Raw genomic sequence first — 15,806 nt, forward strand, 5'->3', positions numbered from 1 at the left:
ATTCCCCTGACCCACCACCGTGCCCGTAACACGGAGGTCGGGGCGGAACGGCTCAACGCTACGCGCGGAAAAGAGGTATCGCTTAGCCGCTGCAAGCGGGTGCTTCTGGTTGACTGGCGCCATGCTGCCCTGGGAAGGCGACCTCGCCGGCCGGCTCGACCGGCACACCGTGGACTCCGAGCTGCTGCGCGGCAACCCGCTCGGCGACCCGCACGAACGGCCGCTGTGGGTGTACGTCCCGCCGGGCTACGACGACGGCGACGAGCGGTACCCGGCGGTGTACGTCATCCAGGGCTACACCGGGCACGTGGCGATGTGGGCCAACCGCACGCCGTTCCGGCAGACCTTCCTCGAGACCGCCGACGCGGTCTTCGCCGGCGGCACCCCGGGCTGCGTGGTCGTGTACGTCGACGCGTGGACCGCGTACGGCGGCTCCCAGTTCGTCGACTCGCCGGGCACCGGCCGCTACCACTCGTACCTGTGCGACGAGATCGTGCCGTGGGTGGACGCGCGGTACCGCACCCTGCCGGTCCCGGAATCCCGCGCGATCGCCGGCAAGTCGTCGGGCGGGTTCGGCGCGATGATCACGCCGATGCTGCGCCCCGACCTGTTCGGCGCGCTGGCGACGCACGCCGGCGACTCGCTGTACGAGCTGAGCTACGTCCAGGACTTCGGCAAGGCGGCCCGCGCGCTGCGCGCCTACGACCAGGACATCCTCAAGTGGTGGGCGGACTTCCGCGCCCGCCCGGCGTTCACCAAGCCGGAGGACGCGACCCTGCTGCAGCTGCTCGGCGTCTCGGCGTGCTTCTCGGCGCGGGAGGACGGGACGCCGGAGCTGCCGTGCGACCCGCGGACCGGCGCGGTGCGGCCGGAGGTCTGGGCGCGCTGGCTGGCCTGGGACCCGGTCCGGATGGTGCCGGACCACGCGGCGGCGATCCGCGCGCTGCGCGCGGTGTGGATCGACGCGGGCACGAGCGACGAGTACTACCTCGACCTCGGCGCGGAGGCCTTCCGGGCGGCGATCGCCGAGGCTGGCCTGCCGGACGACCGGGTGCGCTTCGAGCTGTTCGACGCCGGCCACGCGGCGATCGACTACCGCTACCCGCTTTCGCTGGCGTGGCTGGCCGAGCGGCTCGCCCGGTGACCGCGTTCGCCGAACACGACCTGACGCTGCCCGGCGGGCGCCTGCGCGTCTACGACAGCGGCGGTCCGGGGCGGCTCACCGTCCTCTGGCACCACGGCACGCCCAACCTCGGGGCGCCGCCCGGGCCGCTGCTCCCGCTCGGCGAGGAGCTCGGGATCCGCTGGATCTCCTACGACCGGCCCGGTTACGGCGGCTCGACGCCGGTGCCGGGCCGGACGGTCGGGGACGCGGCCGGGTACGCGACCGCGGTCGCCGACGCGCTCGGCGTCGGGCGCTTCGCCGTCCTGGGCCACTCCGGCGGCAGCTCCCACGCGCTCGCGTGCGCGGCGCTGCTGCCCGATCGCGTCCTCGCCGCCGCCGGTCTCGCCGCCGTGGCGCCGTTCCACGGCGAAGACTGGTTCGCGGGCATGACCGACCCGGGCGCCCTGCGCGCCGCCGTCGCCGGCCGGGCCGCCAAGGAGGCGTACGAAGCCGCCGCCGAGTTCGATCCCGCCGTCTTCACCGACGCCGACTTCGCCGTGTTGAAGGGGTCGTGGTCCTGGCTCGACAGCGTCGTCCAGCCCGCGCTCGGGGCCGTCGGGCTGATCGACGACGACCTCGCCTACGTCGCGCCGTGGGGCGCCGACCCGGCCGCCATCACCGCGCCGCTGCTGCTGGTGCACGGCGAAGACGACCGGATGGTGCCCGCCGCGCACAGCCGGTGGCTCGCCGCGCGGTGTCCCCGCGCCGAACTCCGGCTCACCCCCGGCGACGGGCACCTCTCCGTGCTCGACCACGCCGCCGCCGCGCTCACCTGGCTCGCCGATCAGGCGAGCAGCGCGAGCGACGCGACCACGGGCGCCACGTAGATCAGCGGGAAGACCACGTGCGCGTACGCCCGGGCGCGCAGCACGGTGACGACCGCACCGGCGAAGTACAGCACCAGGCCGATCGCCGCCGCGACACCGATCCACGGCACGAACAGCCCGGCGACCAGCCCGGCCGCGCCTGCTGCCTTGGCCGCGCCGAGCCACGGCCACCACGCCTCGGGTACGCCGTATTCGGTGATCGGCTCGACGACCCACTTCGCGCGGGCGAATACCGAGACCGCGGAGAACCCCACGAACGCGGCGGCGGCCAGGGTGACGATCAGGGAGGCAGTCGACATCGGAACTCCTCGGGGAGGTCGCGGCGCCGGGGTTCCGGCGCCTTTCACCCCCACGACTCCGCGGGTGCGACCGATGTGACCGGCCGTGACGGCGATCACATCGACAGCTCGCAATGCCATGAACGAGTCGTTCACCTCGCCGGACGCCAGGGGCCCCGGCAAGGTCGCGCCGGGCGGCTTCGCCGACGTCCTGAATGACTCATTCAGGTCTTCGGAGGATGCTGTTGGCTTATTCGGGGTGGATGCGCCGGTGACGAGGCTTCGAAAGCCGTGAAGGCCTCCTTACCGGCTCTTATGCCCGGTAAGGAGGCCTTCGCGGACCTTGGCCCTCGTCGCGAGAGAGCTCCTTCACGGCCCTGGGGGTCGGTGTCCCGAATAAGCCAACAGGGTCTTCGGAGGTCGTGAATGACTCATTCAAGACACCGCGGGCCCCGACAATTCCGGGCCGTCACGGGATCCGCACCTCGTCCGGCACCCGATCGGGGCGCAGGCCGCGCCAGGAAGTGTGGCGCAGCCGCAGGTCCGGCGTCAGCCGCCGGTAGACGACCTCGCCGACCAGCGACGGCTCGACCCACCGGGCGCCGCGGGCCCGGTCGCGGGGTACCTCGGCCGCGAACGGGCTCCCCGCGCGGGCCAGCGGCGCCAGGACGGCGCGCAGGTGGTCGAGCGCGTCGTCGGTGAACCCCGTGCCGACGTCGCCCAGGTACACCAGGGCGCCGTCGCCGTCGTACGCGCCGAGCAGGAGCGCGCCGAACGTGCCCTCACGGCGCCCGGCTCCTGGGCGCCAGCCGCCGATGACCACTTCGCGCGTCCGCGTCAACGCGTGCTTCGTCCACGACGGCGAGCGCGTGCCCGGCAGGTACGGCGCGTCCAGGCGCTTCGCGACGACGCCCTCGATGCCGTGCTCGGCCGCCGTCGCCAGGAGCTGGTCCGGGGCGATGTCGGCGCGCGTGTACCAGGGCGGCACCACCAGCCCGCCGGCTTCAGGGCGGACCAGCTCCGCGAGGAGCTGCCGCCGCTGCTCGTACGGCCGGTCCAGCAGCGACTCGTTCCCGACGCGCAGCAGGTCGAACGCGAAGTAGACGACCGGGACCTCGGCCCGCAGCTTCGGCGTCGGCTCGTGCATCGCGCGGCGCTGCATCAGCTCGAACTCCGGGCGGCCGGCCGCGTTCAGCGCGACGACCTCACCGTCCAGCACCGCTGCGTGGCCGCCGAGCGCCGGTCCGAAGACGTCGCGCAGCTCCGGGTAGCGGTGGGTGTGGTCGCTGCCGCTGCGGCTGGTGATCCGAGCCTCGCCGGTGGCCGCGATCCGGGCGCAGCCGCGGAAACCGTCCCACTTCCACTCGTAGCCGTGGTGGTCGTCGTCCGGCAGCGGCCCGTCGACCGCCAGCATCGGCGCCACCGCGTCCGGGACCGTCCCCATCGCCACCTCCCCCGCCACCGTCCAGTGTGGCGGCCCGGCGGCCCGCGCGGTCACCGGGCCGGCAGCAGCGGCAGGAGCTCCTGGTGGCTGCCGGCGCGGCGCAGCACCGGCGACCCCGGCCCGTCCGGTTCCAGCGCACCGGTCCGCAGCGCGGTCAGGAACGCCACGAGCACGCGCGGCGGCGGCAGGATGTCCGCGCCGCCGAGGTAGGCCAGCACGATCATCTCCTCCCCGCACGCGGCCTCGACCGCGACCGCCCAGCCGTGCACCTCGTCCCAGAGCAGGGCGACGTCGCGTTCGGGGAACCGGCGCAGCCGCCAGTCCACCGCGACGTAGGCCGACACCGGGACGTCCACGTCCACGGTGCAGGACTCGAGGCCGAAGCCGAGTGCCCTGGCCACCTCGCCCAGATACGCGCGCAGGCCGCGCTGGAACCAGAACTCGAGATCGGTGTCGATCAGGCCGGACACCCGTTTCCCTTCTCTCGCGCCGAAAACCGGCCGCGCACCCTGCGCGGCCGGGGAGAACCCGGCTCAGCCGAGCGCGGCCAGCGCGTCGGCCCGGTCCCGGTAGCACGCGAAGCCGGCGACGCCGGTTCCCCGCAGCAACCGCCACAGCGGCGGGGTGCGCACCACCCACGCCACCGGGACCGCCGCTTCGTCGGCGTGCCACTGCACCCGGCGCAGCGCGCGAAGCCCGGCCCCGGAGCAGAAGGCCACTTCGCCGAGGTCGACGACGAGCGCCCCGCCCGCCGCCAGCGCGGTTTCCGCGCATTCGACAAAAATGGCCACCGTCGCCATATCGATGTCTCCCGCCACGGCGAGGACCGCGCACCGGTCACCGGCGAACGTCGTGGTGACCGAGAACGGCTCGCACAACGCCCCGGGCGAACTGCGGCCGAAGGCTCGCGAAAGCCGCGGCGGTTTCTGGATCTTCATGACCGGCTCCGGGCGGCTCATGCTGACGGTTTACGCGTAGACCGTACCCACTTCGTCCACCATGCCGCACAACACGATCCGCACGCCCACCTTCGCCGTGCAGCGACACGCCCGTCTGCACGTGCACCGGTCCACAGAGGACGATCAAGAGCGCCTGGTCGGGATGACGCTTCCGCTATTCACCGCCGGCCCGCGGCGGGAACGGGGCCGTGCAAGGCGGGGAATTGCGGTTTCCGAAATTCAGCCGAACGCAGGAATGGGGACCCGGGTGCGGTCCAGATCCGCGAAAAGATCTCCGGTCTCCGCGACCCGGGTCAGGACCTCGTCGGCGGTGAACCTCAGGTGCGCGACGTGCCGGCACGCGCGCACCTCGTCCCAGGTGACCGGGGTCGACACCGTCGGCTCGTCGCGCCCGCGCAGGGAGTACGGCGCCACCGTGGTCTTGAACGGGTTGTTCTGGCTCCAGTCGATGAAAACCTTGCCGGGGCGCAGGTTTTCGTCATACGAGCCACGACGAGGTCCGGTGTCTCGGCCGCGAGCCGCTCCGCCAGCGCTTTCGCGTACCGCGACGGCGCGGCGGGGTCGTCGGTCTCCACGCCCGCGTAGACCTGCATGCCCTTGGCCCCGCTGGTTTTCGCCACCGGCGTGAACCCGTGTCCGGTGAGGACGTCGTGGAGGCGCTCGGCGACCCGGGAGCAGTCGACGACCGTCGCGCCGGGCCCGGGATCGAGGTCGAACACCAGCCGGTCCGGCGTGCTCCGCTCGTCATCGGGGCCCACGGTCCACTGGTGGACGTGCAGTTCGAGCGCGGCGAGGTTGGCCGCCCAGACGAGCTCGGGCAGGTCGTTGAGCAGCGGGTAGGCGACGACCTCGGGATCGCCGCCCCGGCCGCCGACGGTCAGGCGCGCGGTGCGGACCCACTCCGGGGCGTGCCGCGAGACGTCCTTTTCGAAGAAGGAGCCGCCGTCGACGCCGTCGGGGAAGCGCACGAACGTCATCGCCCGGTCGCGGATGTGCGGCAGCAGCAGCGGCGCGATCCGCGTGTAGTAGTCGAGGACCTCGCCCTTGGTGAAGCCGTGGCGCGGGTAGAGGACCTTCTCCAGGTTGGAAAGCGTCAGCTGCCGTTCGCCCACCCGCACCGTGATCCGGCTGCCCGCCACTCCCCCAAGGTACCGGTCAGGGCGCGACGCCGCCGGACACCACGCGGGCCACGAAGCGCTCCGCGACCTCGCGCAGTTTCGTGTTCTCGCGCTGTGACTGGTCCACCAGCAGGGCGAAGGCGTCGTCGGCGTCGATCTGGCGGATCGCCATCAGCATGCCCTTGGCCTGGTCGATCACCGCGCGGGAGGTCAGCGCCGCCCGCAGGTGCTCCGCCGTGTCCCGCGCCAGCAGGTACCGGTGGTACACGCGCAGGATCGCCTCGACCGCCGCGGTGTAGAGCTCGAGCCGCTGCGCTTCGATCTCCGCGAAGCCGTCGCCCTGCCGCCCGTAGCAGTTGACCGCGCCGGAGAACTGCTCGTCCGCCACCAGCGGCGCGGCGAGGAAGCTGGCGAAGCCCGCCTCGCTCGCCCCGCGGGCGAAAGCCGGCCAGCGCTCGACCGCGTCGGACACCGCCGTGCGGACGATCTTGCCGCTGCGGACCGCCTCGAGGCACGGGCCGTCGCCCAGGCGGTACTGGTCGGCGTCGAGCTCGCCCACGACGTCGCTCGTCGCGGTCGCGGTGTGCGGCCGCTCCCCGGTCACCAGCGTGATCGACGCTTCGTCCACCCCGGGCACGGCGTGGCGCACCTGCAGGCACACGTGCCGCAGCAGGATCCTGAAGTCGTCTTCCTCCCGCAGGACGGCGCTCAGGGCTTCCAGCGCACCGGTGACCTCGTCGAACAGCGGCGAGGACGTCGCGGTGGGTTCCATCGGGGCTCCTCCCGGTCGGGCACGGGAGACCCGGGTACCCGTTTCGCGTTTGCCGATGCCCGCGGATTGGTAATCAGCCGTCATGTCGCTGGGTGAGGCCGCTGCGGGCGAGCTGCCGCTGGACGGCGAGCTCGCCGTGGTCACCGCGCGGATGTCGGGGCTGCTGCTCTCGCGCGAGACCGTGGATTCGGTGCTGGACCTGATCGTTTCGCTGGCGGGGTCGACGATCCGCGCCGCCGCGGGGGCCGGGGTCACGCTCGTCGACGACGCCGGTGGCCTGGCCACGACCAGCGCGTCGGCGCCGCTCGTGAGCGCCGCCGACGCCCTGCAGTACGACCTGGGCGAAGGTCCGTGCGTCGCCGCGCTGCACGAGTGCGCGCCGGTGCGGATCGACGACGTCACCACCGAACGGCGCTGGCCGCGCTGGTGCGCCGCGGCGGCCGGCTCGGGGCTGCGCTCGGTGCTCACGGCCCCGATGACCACCGAGGACGGCTGCCACGGCGCCATCAAGGTCTACGCGACGGCTCCCGGCGCGTTCGGGCCGGTCGACGAACGGGCGCTGGTGACTTTCGCCGAGCGCGCCGCGGTGCTGGTCGCGAACGCGCGGGCGTACGTGCGAGCCGCGCGCTACAGCGACCGGTTCAAGGAGACCCTCCGCGACCGCGACCGGGTCACCACGGCGAAGGGCTTCCTGATGGGCCGCGACGGTCTCGACGAGGACACCGCCTTCGACCGCCTGCTGGCGCTGGCGCGCGCCCGCGGCCACACCCCGGCCGAGACCGCCGCGGAGCTTCTCGCCCCGACGGAGGGATGACCGCGGATGCGCTTCCTGCCCGAAGAGGAGCAGCGGCGCCGGCTCGCCGCGTGCTTCACGCGGAGCGAGCTGACGCTCGAACAGCTGTGGTTTCGGTACTTCGCGCTCGGCGGCAGCCTCGGCCTGCTGGAGCTGGACGCCTACCTCAACGGCCTGACCACGCTGCCGCGGGTGGACCGCGACATGCTCGCCCACGCCGTCAACGAGCGGCTCGACGAGCTGACCGGCCCGGCCCGCGCGCCCTACAGCCACGCCGCGCGCGACGGGAAACTGCTGCGCGGCCCGCTGCGGGCGCTGGTCGACCTGCTCGAAGGCGCGCACCGGGCCCCGCCCGAGCGGCTCCCGGCCGTCGTCGCCGAAGCGGGCCGCGCGCTCGACCTGGCGATCGACGTCTACCTGACCGATTACGACCAGCGGACGCTCGTGCCGCTGCGGCCGGGCGCGGACGAGCTGGACATCGAGACCACGCCGGCCGGCGAGGTGTTCCGCCACGCCGGCACCACCGTGACGCGCGACGGGTCCGCGCCGGTGCTGTGGACGATCCTGCTCGACGGCGTGGAACGCCTCGGCGTGCTGAAGATCGTCCCGGCGGACGGCGCCGACCTGGACGACGCGGCGTTGCGGGAGCAGTGCCGCTGGCTGGCGACGCTGCTCGGCCACCTCGTCACCGTGACGACCCAGTACGGCGACGGCCTCGACGCACGGCGACGACGGCGGCACCGCAGCTCCCCCGCCGAGCTGCTGTGGCAGAGCCTGCCGCCGCTCACCGGCGCCACGGAGAGCGTCGTCGTGGGTGCGAGCGTCCAGCCGGCGTACGACCTCCGCGGCACGGTGTTCGATTACGCACTCTCGGAGAAGCGGGCGCAGCTCGCGCTGTTCGACGCGAGCGCGCACACCGACGTGGTGACGGCCCTCGCCGCGTATCGGACCGCCCGCCACGACGGGACCGCCCTGGCCGGTCAGTTCGCGGCGGTCGGCGCCGAACTCGGGGAGCGGTCCGGTGTCACCGGGGTGCTGGCGGAGGTGGACGTGCGCACTGGAGTGGTGCGCTGGCTGGCGGCCGGGCATCCCGCACCGCTGCTGGTCCGCGACGGCGAGGTGCTGCCGGTGGCGGGTGCCGCGGCGCCTGGGTTCGGGGCTGGTGCTTCGGTGGCGGAGGCGCGGCTGGAGCCTGGGGATCTGATCGTGCTGTGTTCGCGCGGGGTCGGCGACGCGCGGGACGCGGGCGGGGAGGCGTTCGGGCGGGCTCGGATCGCGGAGCAGCTGGGGGCTGGGGCGGGCGAGCTGCCGCCGGAGATCGCCCGGCGGCTTGCTCGCGCGGTTCTGGGCCATGGCGACGAGCTGCGGCGGGACGTGGGGGTGCTGGTCGCGCGCTGGGTGCCTCGCTGAGGCGGGCAGCGGGGGTTCGGGCCGTGCGCTTGCCTCGCTGAGGCCCGCGGCGCGCCGGGCCACCGCTCCGCCGGATGCGCTCAGCCGGTCGCGCCGTGGCCAGGTTGCCTCGCCAAAGCGAGCGGCCGCGCTCAACCGGTCGCACCGTGGCCAGGTGCCTCGCTGAAGCGGGCGGCTGCCCCGGCTGGGGTTCGGCCGTGCGCTTGCCTCGCTGAGGTCCGCGGCGCGCCGGGCCACCGCTCCGCCGCCGGACGCCTCGCCAAAGCGAGCGGCCGCGCTCAGCCAGCCGCGCCCTGGCCGGGTGCCTCGCCGAAGCGAGCGGCCGCGCTCAGCCCGTCGCGCCGTGCATGCCCGTGGCCAGCAGCTCGCGCAGTGCGTCGGACAGGGACGCGAACATCGGGACACCCGCCGCCAGCCCGGTGACCCGGAACAGCCGGGCCAGCGTGCGGCTGTTCGCGACCACGCAGAACCGGCGGCCATCGGCATCGGCGCGGGCCGCGGCCGCCGCCAGGGCGCGGGCGCCGGCCAGGCCGACGAAGGCCACGTGCGTCAGGTCCGCCACCGTCGTTCCCGGTGGGGCCGAGCCCAGCTCGCGCTCGAGGATCGGGAGGGTCAGCGCGTCGATCTCGCCGGCGAAGGTCAGCACGAGGAGACCGGGGCGGTACGCCGTCCGGCGCGCCGTGAGGGGCGCGGACCGGGTCGGGACCGGTGGGGTGGGGGACACGGGTTCGGCAGGCCTTCCGCGCCGGGCGGGCCGGCGACGCGACGGGTGATCAACGACGGGGTCTTGGTACCCAAACGCCCGGATGGGAAACGCCCTATTTCGCGGCGAACGCCGCCCAGAGCCGTTCGGCCGCGTGGTGGGCCGGCTCGCCCGGCCGGATCTCGGGCGTGCCCTCGGGTTGCGCCGCGACCCCGCCGCCGACGTGCTCCACCAGGGCGACGGCCAGCTCGCGGACCTTGACGTTGAACTCCTGGCTCGCCCGGCGCAGCGTCTGCCAGGCCTCCTCGGGCGGACACCGGCGGACGGCCATGATCGCGCCCTTCGCCTGTTCGATCGCGGCGCGGGAAGCCAGCAGTTCCAGCATCTGGCCGGGGTCGCCCGCGGTGGCGGTCTCGGCCACCACCAGCGTCATTTCGGTGAGCTTCGCGTACCGCCGCAGGATCGCGAGCGGGCCGGCGCCGGGCGCGCGGTCGAGCGTCGCCGACAGCACGAACGTCCCGTTGTCGTCCCAGTCCCCCGGGAGCGCGACCGCGCCACGGACCGCCTCGTACCGGACGTCCGAGAAGAGGGTGTCCCGCGTCAGCCCCGGCCAGCGCGGGTCACCGAAGAGGTCGTCCGTCGTGACCGGTTCGCCGGTGGCGGCCGCGATGGCGACCGGGCCGCCGTGGGTCAGGTGCGCGGGCACGAGGCGCTCGGCGACGCCCGCGGTCGCCAGCACCCGCGGCGACCGGTCGCCCTGGCTGACGGTCAGCGCCGCGCCGAGGCAGCCCGGCACCTCGACGGCGATCCGTTCGAGCAGCGCGTGCAGCAGCTCGGTGAGCGGCTTCCACCGGTCGGCCGCGTTCGACAACGTCTCGGTCACCGACACCTCCGTTCGTGTCCGCTTCCTGATTACCGCAAGACGTCCGCCCTCACATCCATCGGCCGGACGCACCGGGGCGCCGGACAACCCGAACGAGCGGTTTTCCGCCCACGCGCGGGCGGGTAGCCGCACAGTGGACCCGAGGAGGGCACCATGACCGACCGGCGGTACCGGTGATGTTCAGCGAGGTCGTGGTCGCGGGGCAGATCGCCCGCGACCGCCAGGAACTGCTCGGCGGGAAGGGCGCCAACCAGGCCCTCGCGCTGAGCCAGCTCGGGACGTCGGTGGCGCTGCTCGGCGTCGTCGGCCGGGACAGCGCGGGTGACGCGCTGCTCGCGCAGGCCAGAGCCGGCCGGATCGGCACGTCGTACGTCGTCCGCCGCCCCGGCACCCAAACCGCGCGGCTGGGCGACGTCCCGGCCGGGACCCTGCTCACCGAGGCCGACGTCTTCGCCGCGTCGGCGCCCATCTCGGCCGCCGGCTCCCTCATCGTGCAGCTGCGGCAGCCCGCCGCGGTCGCGTTGCTGGCGGCGCGGCTGGCGCACACCGCGGGCACCCGCGTGGTGCTGGACGGCGCGCCGCGGGACGACGAGCTGACCCCGGACCTGCTCGCCCTCGCCGACGTCGTGCGCGCGGACCGCCACGACGCCGAGCGCCTCACCGGGCAGCCAGTCCCCGGCGTCGCCGCAGCCGTGCGGGCCGCCGCCGCGCTCCGGCGGCGCGGGCCGTCGCTGGTCGTGCTGGAGGTGGGCGCGGAAGGGAACCTCTTCGCCGGGCCGGAGGGCACCTGGTTCGTGCCGCACGTCGAGACCGACGTCGTCGACCCGGCCGGCGCCGGGGACGCGCTGGTCGCGGCCCTGACCGCGGCCCTCACCCGCCGCCACCCACTGGAGACGGCGGCGAGCCTGGCCGTCGCGGCGGCCGCGGCGACGAGCGAGCACCCGGGCGGCCGCCCCTGCCTGTCCCGCCCCGACCTGGACCGGCTGCAGCCCCGGCGGCTGGAGACGGTCCACGCCTGATCCGCCCGGCCCCGGCAAAGTCGCGGCGGTCTGCCCGGCGGCGGCTTCGCCGACGTCTTGAATGACTCATTCAGGTCTTCGGAGGTCCTGAATGACTCATTCAAGACACCGCAGGGCCGCCCGGCGCCACTCGCCGGAGCCCGGTCACCGGAGGTCTTGAATGAGTCCTTCAAGACGTCTGGCTACAGACCGGGCAGCCGCTGCTCCAGCCCGACCAGCGCCGCGAACGGGTCGCCGCGCTCGGCCAGCCGGGCCGGGACGTCCCGGATCGTCCAGCGGTCCGGGGCCAGCTCCGGGTCGTCCAGCTCGTCCCACTCCAGCGGCACCGAGACCGGCGCGCCCGGTCGCGGCCGCACGCTGTACGGCGCGACCAGCGTCTTGTTCGACACGTTCTGCGTGTAATCCAACCGGGCGCGGCCGCGGCGCTTGTCCTTCGTCCACGCCCAGCTGACCAGGTCCGGGAGCACCCGCCCGATCGTCTTCGACACCGTCTCGGCCCACGCGCGGGTCTGCTCGTAGGTGCAGTGCGGCGCGATCGGCACCCACACCTGGATCCCGCGCTGCCCGGTCACCTTCGGCCGCCCGGTGAGGCCGAAGTGCTCCAGCGCCGTGCGGTGCAGCCGCGCCAGCTCCAGGACCTCGGCGAACGTCGTCTCCGTGCCGGGGTCGATGTCGAACAGCACCCACGTCGGGTGGTCGACGTCGGCGGCGCGGGACGTCCAGGCGTGCAGCTCCAGGGCGCCGTAGTTCGCCAGCCACGCCAGGGTCGCGACGCTGTCCGCGACGACGTAGCGCCGACTCTCCCCCGGCTCGGCGCGCTCGTTGTGCCAGGTCGTCAGCCACTCGGGCGCGTGCCGCGGGACTTCTTTCTGCCAGAACCCGGGTTCGGTGACGCCCTGCGGGAAGCGTTGCGTGTTGAGCGGGCGGCCGGCCAGGTACGGCAGCATCACCGGCCCGACGGTGACGTAGTAGCGGATCAGGTCCCGCTTCGTCACCGGCTCGCCCGCGGCCGGGAAGAGGACCTTGTCCAGGTTCGTCAGCGCCAGCTCCCGGCCCCCGACCGACCACTTGCCCTTCGCGCCGAGCGCGTCGAGCGCGGCCAGCTCCTCGTCGGTCGCGGCCGGGAACCCGACCGCCTCCTCGGCCTCGCCCGCCGGCCGGTCCCCGTGCCACAGCGCGTCGGGCGCGGCCGCCACCTCGTCGTTGGTGCGGCCGCTCTTCACCGACCGCGGGTGGTCTTCGGCGTCCCAGCCGGTCCGGGCGTGCTCGTCCTGCTTGTGCAGCAGGAACCACTGGTCCTTCTCGCCGCGGTTCGTGCGGACGAGGACGAACCGGCCGGCCAGCTTCTCGCCGTCGAGGTCGAAGTGCAGGGTGCCGTCCTCGATCGCCTTCGCGGGGTCGGCGTCGACCGGCCGCCACTCGCCGCGGTCCCAGACGATGACGTCCCCGCCGCCGTATTCGCCGTGCGGGATCACGCCTTCGAAGTCGGCGTACTCGACCGGGTGGTCTTCGACGTGCACGGCCAGCCGGCGGGCCTTCGGGTCCAGCGTCGGTCCCTTCGGCACCGCCCAGCTGACCAGGACGCCGTCGAGCTCGAGCCGGAAGTCGTAGTGCAGCCGGCGCGCGCGGTGGCGCTGCACGACGAACCGGTGCCCGGCCGGCGCGGCCGAAGTCCCGCCGGACGGCTCCGCGGTGCGCTCGAAGTCGCGCATCTCCTGGTAACGCCGCAGTTTGCGGCTCGGGGCGGCTGCCATGCCGACGGAGTACCCAGTCCGGGGTCAGCTCAGCGCGCCGCGGATGAGGTCGCGCGCCCGGTCCATGATCGCCGCCGGCGGGCCGAGCAGCAGGTTCGCCGTCGCGCTTTCGACGCCGGGGTGCGGCCGGGTCGGCCCCACGGCTTCGGCCAGCTTCGCGGTCGCGGCCATCGCGCGCAGCCGTTCCGGCGGCCGGTGGGCGCGCAGCAGCGGGAACTCCTCGCGCTCTTCGTGCTCGGCGTGTGCGAGCACGTCGGCGCGCAGCTGCACGAGCAGCGTGTCGAAGCCGTCGGCCTCGGGCCCCATCTTCTGCAGCGTCGTCAGCAGCTCCTTGGCCCGGTGCTCCTCCCCGAGCCGCGCCTCGACGACCGGCCCGGCCGCCGGCTCGAGGTCGCGGATTTCGGGGTGCACCACCAGTTCCTCAGCCGTTTCGTGCACCGCGAGCAGCCGCACGAGGTCGCGGAACAGGTCATGGCGCAGCTCGCCTTCGGCCGTTTCCAGCCCGGCGAACAGCTCGCGGATCTCCCGGTGCTGGCGCTGCAGCAGCTCGATGACGTCTTCTTCGTGGTCCGGCACGGAAAGCCTCCTTCACTCGGTTGCGGCAGGCTTTCCCCGGAACCGGCGGGTTACTCGCGCCGGCCCGCGACCGTGAGCCACAGCGCACCGGCGGCGGCCAGCGCGATCCCTGCCGCCGTCCACCACGACAACCAGCCGAAGAACGCGACCACCAGCCCGACCGCGAGCAGCACGCCCCCGCCGACCGACGCCGCTTCGCCGTTCCCGCTCCTCGAAAACCCGCCGGCCACGGCCATCAGCCCACCTGCCCGTCGACGGCGGCCACGACGAGTTCCGCGCAGCGCGTGAGCGACAGGCCGCGCTCCCGCGCCATCGCCACGAGGGCCGCGTGCGCGGTCGTCCGGTTCAACCCTTGGGCCGCGAGGACTTCCAGCGCCAGGCCGACGACGTCGGTGGCGGGCGGGGCGGCGGTGCGCACGGGCATCGGGGGACCTCCGGCTCGGTCGGGTACGTCGGACGCGACCGGTTACCCCGCCGCACCCGCCTTCACACCCCACTCTTTCCGGTGGTGCCCGTTCAACTCCTGGCGAGCCACACCGCGCCGTCCGGCGGCACGCGGCCGTCGTCGAGCGGGCCGCTCGCGAGCAGCACCCGGACGTCGCCGGGCAGCTCGTACGGTTCCGCCGACAGGTTCACGACGCAGCCGAACCCCGGCTCGCGCGTGAAGGACAGCACGCCGTCCGGGGCGGGCCGCCACGTCAGCGTCCCGTCGCCCAGCGCGGGGTGCTCCCGGCGCGTGGCGAGGGCCGCGCGGTACAGGCCGAGCATCGAACCCGGGTCCGCCGCCTGCGCCTCGGCGGTCAGCTCCGCCCAGTGGGCGGGCTGGGGCAGCCACGTCGGCGCGTCTCCGGCGGTGAAGCCGAACGGCGGCGCCGAACCCGACCACGGCAGCGGCACGCGGCAGCCGTCGCGGCCGCGCCGGGTGTGGCCGGAACGCTCCCACGTCGGGTCGGCGAGCACCTCCTCGGGCAGGTCCTCGACCTCCTCCAGCCCCAGCTCCTCGCCCTGGTACAGGTAGGCGCCGCCGGGCAGGGCGAGCATGAGCAGCGCCGCGGCGCGGGCCCGGCGCGGGTCGCCGAAGCGCGTCACGTGCCGGACGACGTCGTGGTTGGACAGCACCCAGGTCGCGGGCGCGCCGACCGCGCCGAGGGCTTCGAGCGTCCGGTCGATCACCTCGCGCAGCGCGGCGGCGTCCCAGTCGCAGCGCAGGAAGTCGAAGTTGAACGCGGTGTGCAGCTCGTCGGGGCGGACGTACCGGGCGAGGCGGTCCGGCCGGTCGACCCACGCCTCGGCGACGAACACCCGGTCCGGGCCGAACTCGCCGGCCACCTTCCGCCACGCGCGGTAGATGTCGTGGACGCCGTCGAGGTCCCAGTGCGGGTGCCCGCTGCGGTCCGGCGGCTGCGCGATCTCCTCCTCATCGGCGCCGAGGTCGGGGAACGCCGGGTCCTTGAGCAGGCCGTGCGCGACGTCGATGCGGACGCCGTCGACGCCGCGGGCGAACCAGAACCGCAGCAGGTCTTCGAATTCGGCCCGGACCTCGGGGTGGTCCCAGTTCAGGTCGGGCTGCTCCGGCGCGAACAGGTGCAGGAACCACTCGCCGTCGGCCGCGCGGGTCCAGGCGGGGCCGCCGAAGACGCTGCGCCAGTCGGTCGGCGGCAGCTCGCCACCGCGGCCGCGGCCGGGCCGGAAGTGGTAGCGCGCGCGTTCGGGTGAGCCGGGCCCGGCGGCCAGCGCGGCCCGGAACCAGCGGTGGCGGTCGGAGGTGTGGTTCGGCACGACGTCGATGAGCACCCGCAGCCCGAGCCGGTGCGCTTCGGCGACCAGTTCCGGCACGTCGTGGTCGCTGCCGAACAGCGGGTCGGCTTCGCGGTGGTCTTCGACGTCGTACCCGCCGTCGACCATCGGCGAGCGGTACCACGGCGTGGTCCACACGGCGTCGATCCCGAGCTCGGCCAGGTACCCCAGCCGGGAGCGCAGCCCGGCGAGGTCGCCGGTGCCGTCGCCGTTCGAGTCGGCGAAGCTGCGTACGTAGACTTCGTAAACCACGGCGTCCCGCCACCAATTCGCGTCCATGGCACCGAGTATCCGGGACCCGGTGGCCT

17 protein-coding genes and 1 pseudogene are annotated in these 15,806 nt (G+C 74.2%); 5 read left to right on the plus strand and 13 right to left on the minus strand.

Going from position 1 to position 15,806, the window contains the following annotated elements; translation table 11 throughout:
* The first annotated feature begins 121 nt into the window (after nt 1-121).
* Together EIY87_RS11200 and EIY87_RS11205 are read left to right on the plus strand one after the other, a co-directional pair.
* Complete coding sequence (locus EIY87_RS11200) at nt 122-1,144, plus strand: alpha/beta hydrolase (protein ID WP_125307632.1); 1,023 nt, start codon at nt 122-124, stop codon at nt 1,142-1,144.
* The gene (locus tag EIY87_RS11205) at nt 1,141-1,992 is read left to right on the plus strand and encodes an alpha/beta fold hydrolase (RefSeq protein WP_125307633.1); all 852 of its coding nucleotides are present in this window, start codon (nt 1,141-1,143) and stop codon (nt 1,990-1,992) included. The genes EIY87_RS11200 and EIY87_RS11205 overlap by 4 nt, the downstream gene beginning before the upstream one ends.
* On the opposite strand, the gene EIY87_RS11210 is transcribed toward EIY87_RS11205, so the two are convergent.
* The 6 genes and pseudogenes from EIY87_RS11210 to EIY87_RS11235 form a co-directional block, all read right to left on the minus strand.
* Entirely contained in the window at nt 1,950-2,291 is a 342-nt protein-coding gene (locus tag EIY87_RS11210; RefSeq protein WP_125307634.1) for a DoxX family protein, read from the minus strand. The genes EIY87_RS11205 and EIY87_RS11210 overlap by 43 nt on opposite strands.
* A gap of 448 nt (nt 2,292-2,739) precedes the next feature.
* Nucleotides 2,740-3,714: a non-homologous end-joining DNA ligase gene (ligD, locus tag EIY87_RS11215; protein WP_191984047.1), complete on the minus strand. Its 975-nt coding sequence runs from the start codon at nt 3,712-3,714 to the stop codon at nt 2,740-2,742.
* Nucleotides 3,715-3,764: 50 nt separating this feature from the next.
* The gene (locus EIY87_RS11220) at nt 3,765-4,184 is read right to left on the minus strand and encodes a DUF6292 family protein (RefSeq protein WP_125307635.1); all 420 of its coding nucleotides are present in this window, start codon (nt 4,182-4,184) and stop codon (nt 3,765-3,767) included.
* A gap of 63 nt (nt 4,185-4,247) precedes the next feature.
* A complete protein-coding gene (locus EIY87_RS11225; RefSeq protein ID WP_158641300.1) occupies nt 4,248-4,652 on the minus strand; it encodes an STAS domain-containing protein in 405 nt (134 codons plus the stop codon).
* A gap of 240 nt (nt 4,653-4,892) precedes the next feature.
* Nucleotides 4,893-5,812 (minus strand): annotated as a pseudogene (ligD, locus tag EIY87_RS11230) (non-homologous end-joining DNA ligase).
* A 16-nt stretch (nt 5,813-5,828) separates the two neighbouring features.
* Complete coding sequence (locus EIY87_RS11235) at nt 5,829-6,563, minus strand: GAF and ANTAR domain-containing protein (RefSeq protein WP_125307637.1); 735 nt, start codon at nt 6,561-6,563, stop codon at nt 5,829-5,831.
* Nucleotides 6,564-6,645: 82 nt separating this feature from the next.
* Between EIY87_RS11235 and EIY87_RS11240 the strand changes: the two genes are divergently transcribed.
* Both EIY87_RS11240 and EIY87_RS11245 read left to right on the plus strand, forming a co-directional pair.
* Complete coding sequence (locus EIY87_RS11240; protein WP_125307638.1) at nt 6,646-7,377, plus strand: GAF and ANTAR domain-containing protein; 732 nt, start codon at nt 6,646-6,648, stop codon at nt 7,375-7,377.
* Nucleotides 7,378-7,383: 6 nt separating this feature from the next.
* Nucleotides 7,384-8,766, plus strand: a complete 1,383-nt coding sequence (locus tag EIY87_RS11245; RefSeq protein ID WP_125307639.1) for a PP2C family protein-serine/threonine phosphatase — start codon at nt 7,384-7,386, stop codon at nt 8,764-8,766.
* Between the two features lie 328 nt (nt 8,767-9,094).
* Here EIY87_RS11245 and EIY87_RS11250 read toward each other — a convergent pair whose 3' ends face one another.
* Together EIY87_RS11250 and EIY87_RS11255 are read right to left on the minus strand one after the other, a co-directional pair.
* Nucleotides 9,095-9,490, minus strand: coding sequence for an STAS domain-containing protein (locus tag EIY87_RS11250; RefSeq protein ID WP_125307640.1), 396 nt, complete (start codon nt 9,488-9,490; stop codon nt 9,095-9,097).
* Nucleotides 9,491-9,584: 94 nt separating this feature from the next.
* Nucleotides 9,585-10,352 (minus strand): ANTAR domain-containing protein, encoded by a 768-nt coding sequence (locus EIY87_RS11255; RefSeq protein WP_125307641.1) that lies wholly within the window; start codon nt 10,350-10,352, stop codon nt 9,585-9,587.
* 176 nt (nt 10,353-10,528) lie between these two features.
* Between EIY87_RS11255 and EIY87_RS11260 the strand changes: the two genes are divergently transcribed.
* A complete protein-coding gene (locus tag EIY87_RS11260) occupies nt 10,529-11,371 on the plus strand; it encodes a PfkB family carbohydrate kinase (RefSeq protein ID WP_125307642.1) in 843 nt (280 codons plus the stop codon).
* 182 nt (nt 11,372-11,553) lie between these two features.
* On the opposite strand, the gene ligD (EIY87_RS11265) is transcribed toward EIY87_RS11260, so the two are convergent.
* The 5 genes from ligD (EIY87_RS11265) to EIY87_RS11285 form a co-directional block, all read right to left on the minus strand.
* On the minus strand, nt 11,554-13,125 hold the full coding sequence (gene ligD / locus EIY87_RS11265; RefSeq protein ID WP_125307643.1) for a non-homologous end-joining DNA ligase: 1,572 nt from the start codon (nt 13,123-13,125) through the stop codon (nt 11,554-11,556).
* A gap of 24 nt (nt 13,126-13,149) precedes the next feature.
* Nucleotides 13,150-13,701, minus strand: coding sequence for a hemerythrin domain-containing protein (locus tag EIY87_RS11270; protein ID WP_125307644.1), 552 nt, complete (start codon nt 13,699-13,701; stop codon nt 13,150-13,152).
* Nucleotides 13,702-13,751: 50 nt separating this feature from the next.
* The gene (locus tag EIY87_RS11275; RefSeq protein ID WP_125307645.1) at nt 13,752-13,937 is read right to left on the minus strand and encodes a hypothetical protein; all 186 of its coding nucleotides are present in this window, start codon (nt 13,935-13,937) and stop codon (nt 13,752-13,754) included.
* Nucleotides 13,937-14,125, minus strand: a complete 189-nt coding sequence (locus EIY87_RS11280; RefSeq protein ID WP_125307646.1) for a hypothetical protein — start codon at nt 14,123-14,125, stop codon at nt 13,937-13,939. The genes EIY87_RS11275 and EIY87_RS11280 overlap by 1 nt, the downstream gene beginning before the upstream one ends.
* Before the next feature lie 92 nt (nt 14,126-14,217).
* Nucleotides 14,218-15,777 carry a glycoside hydrolase family 13 protein gene (locus tag EIY87_RS11285; protein ID WP_125307647.1) on the minus strand — a complete coding sequence of 520 codons (1,560 nt, stop codon included), beginning with the start codon at nt 15,775-15,777 and terminating at the stop codon, nt 14,218-14,220.
* Nucleotides 15,778-15,806: the final 29 nt, after the last annotated feature.

The organism is Amycolatopsis eburnea (assembly GCF_003937945.1).
Classification (GTDB): domain Bacteria; phylum Actinomycetota; class Actinomycetes; order Mycobacteriales; family Pseudonocardiaceae; genus Amycolatopsis; species Amycolatopsis eburnea.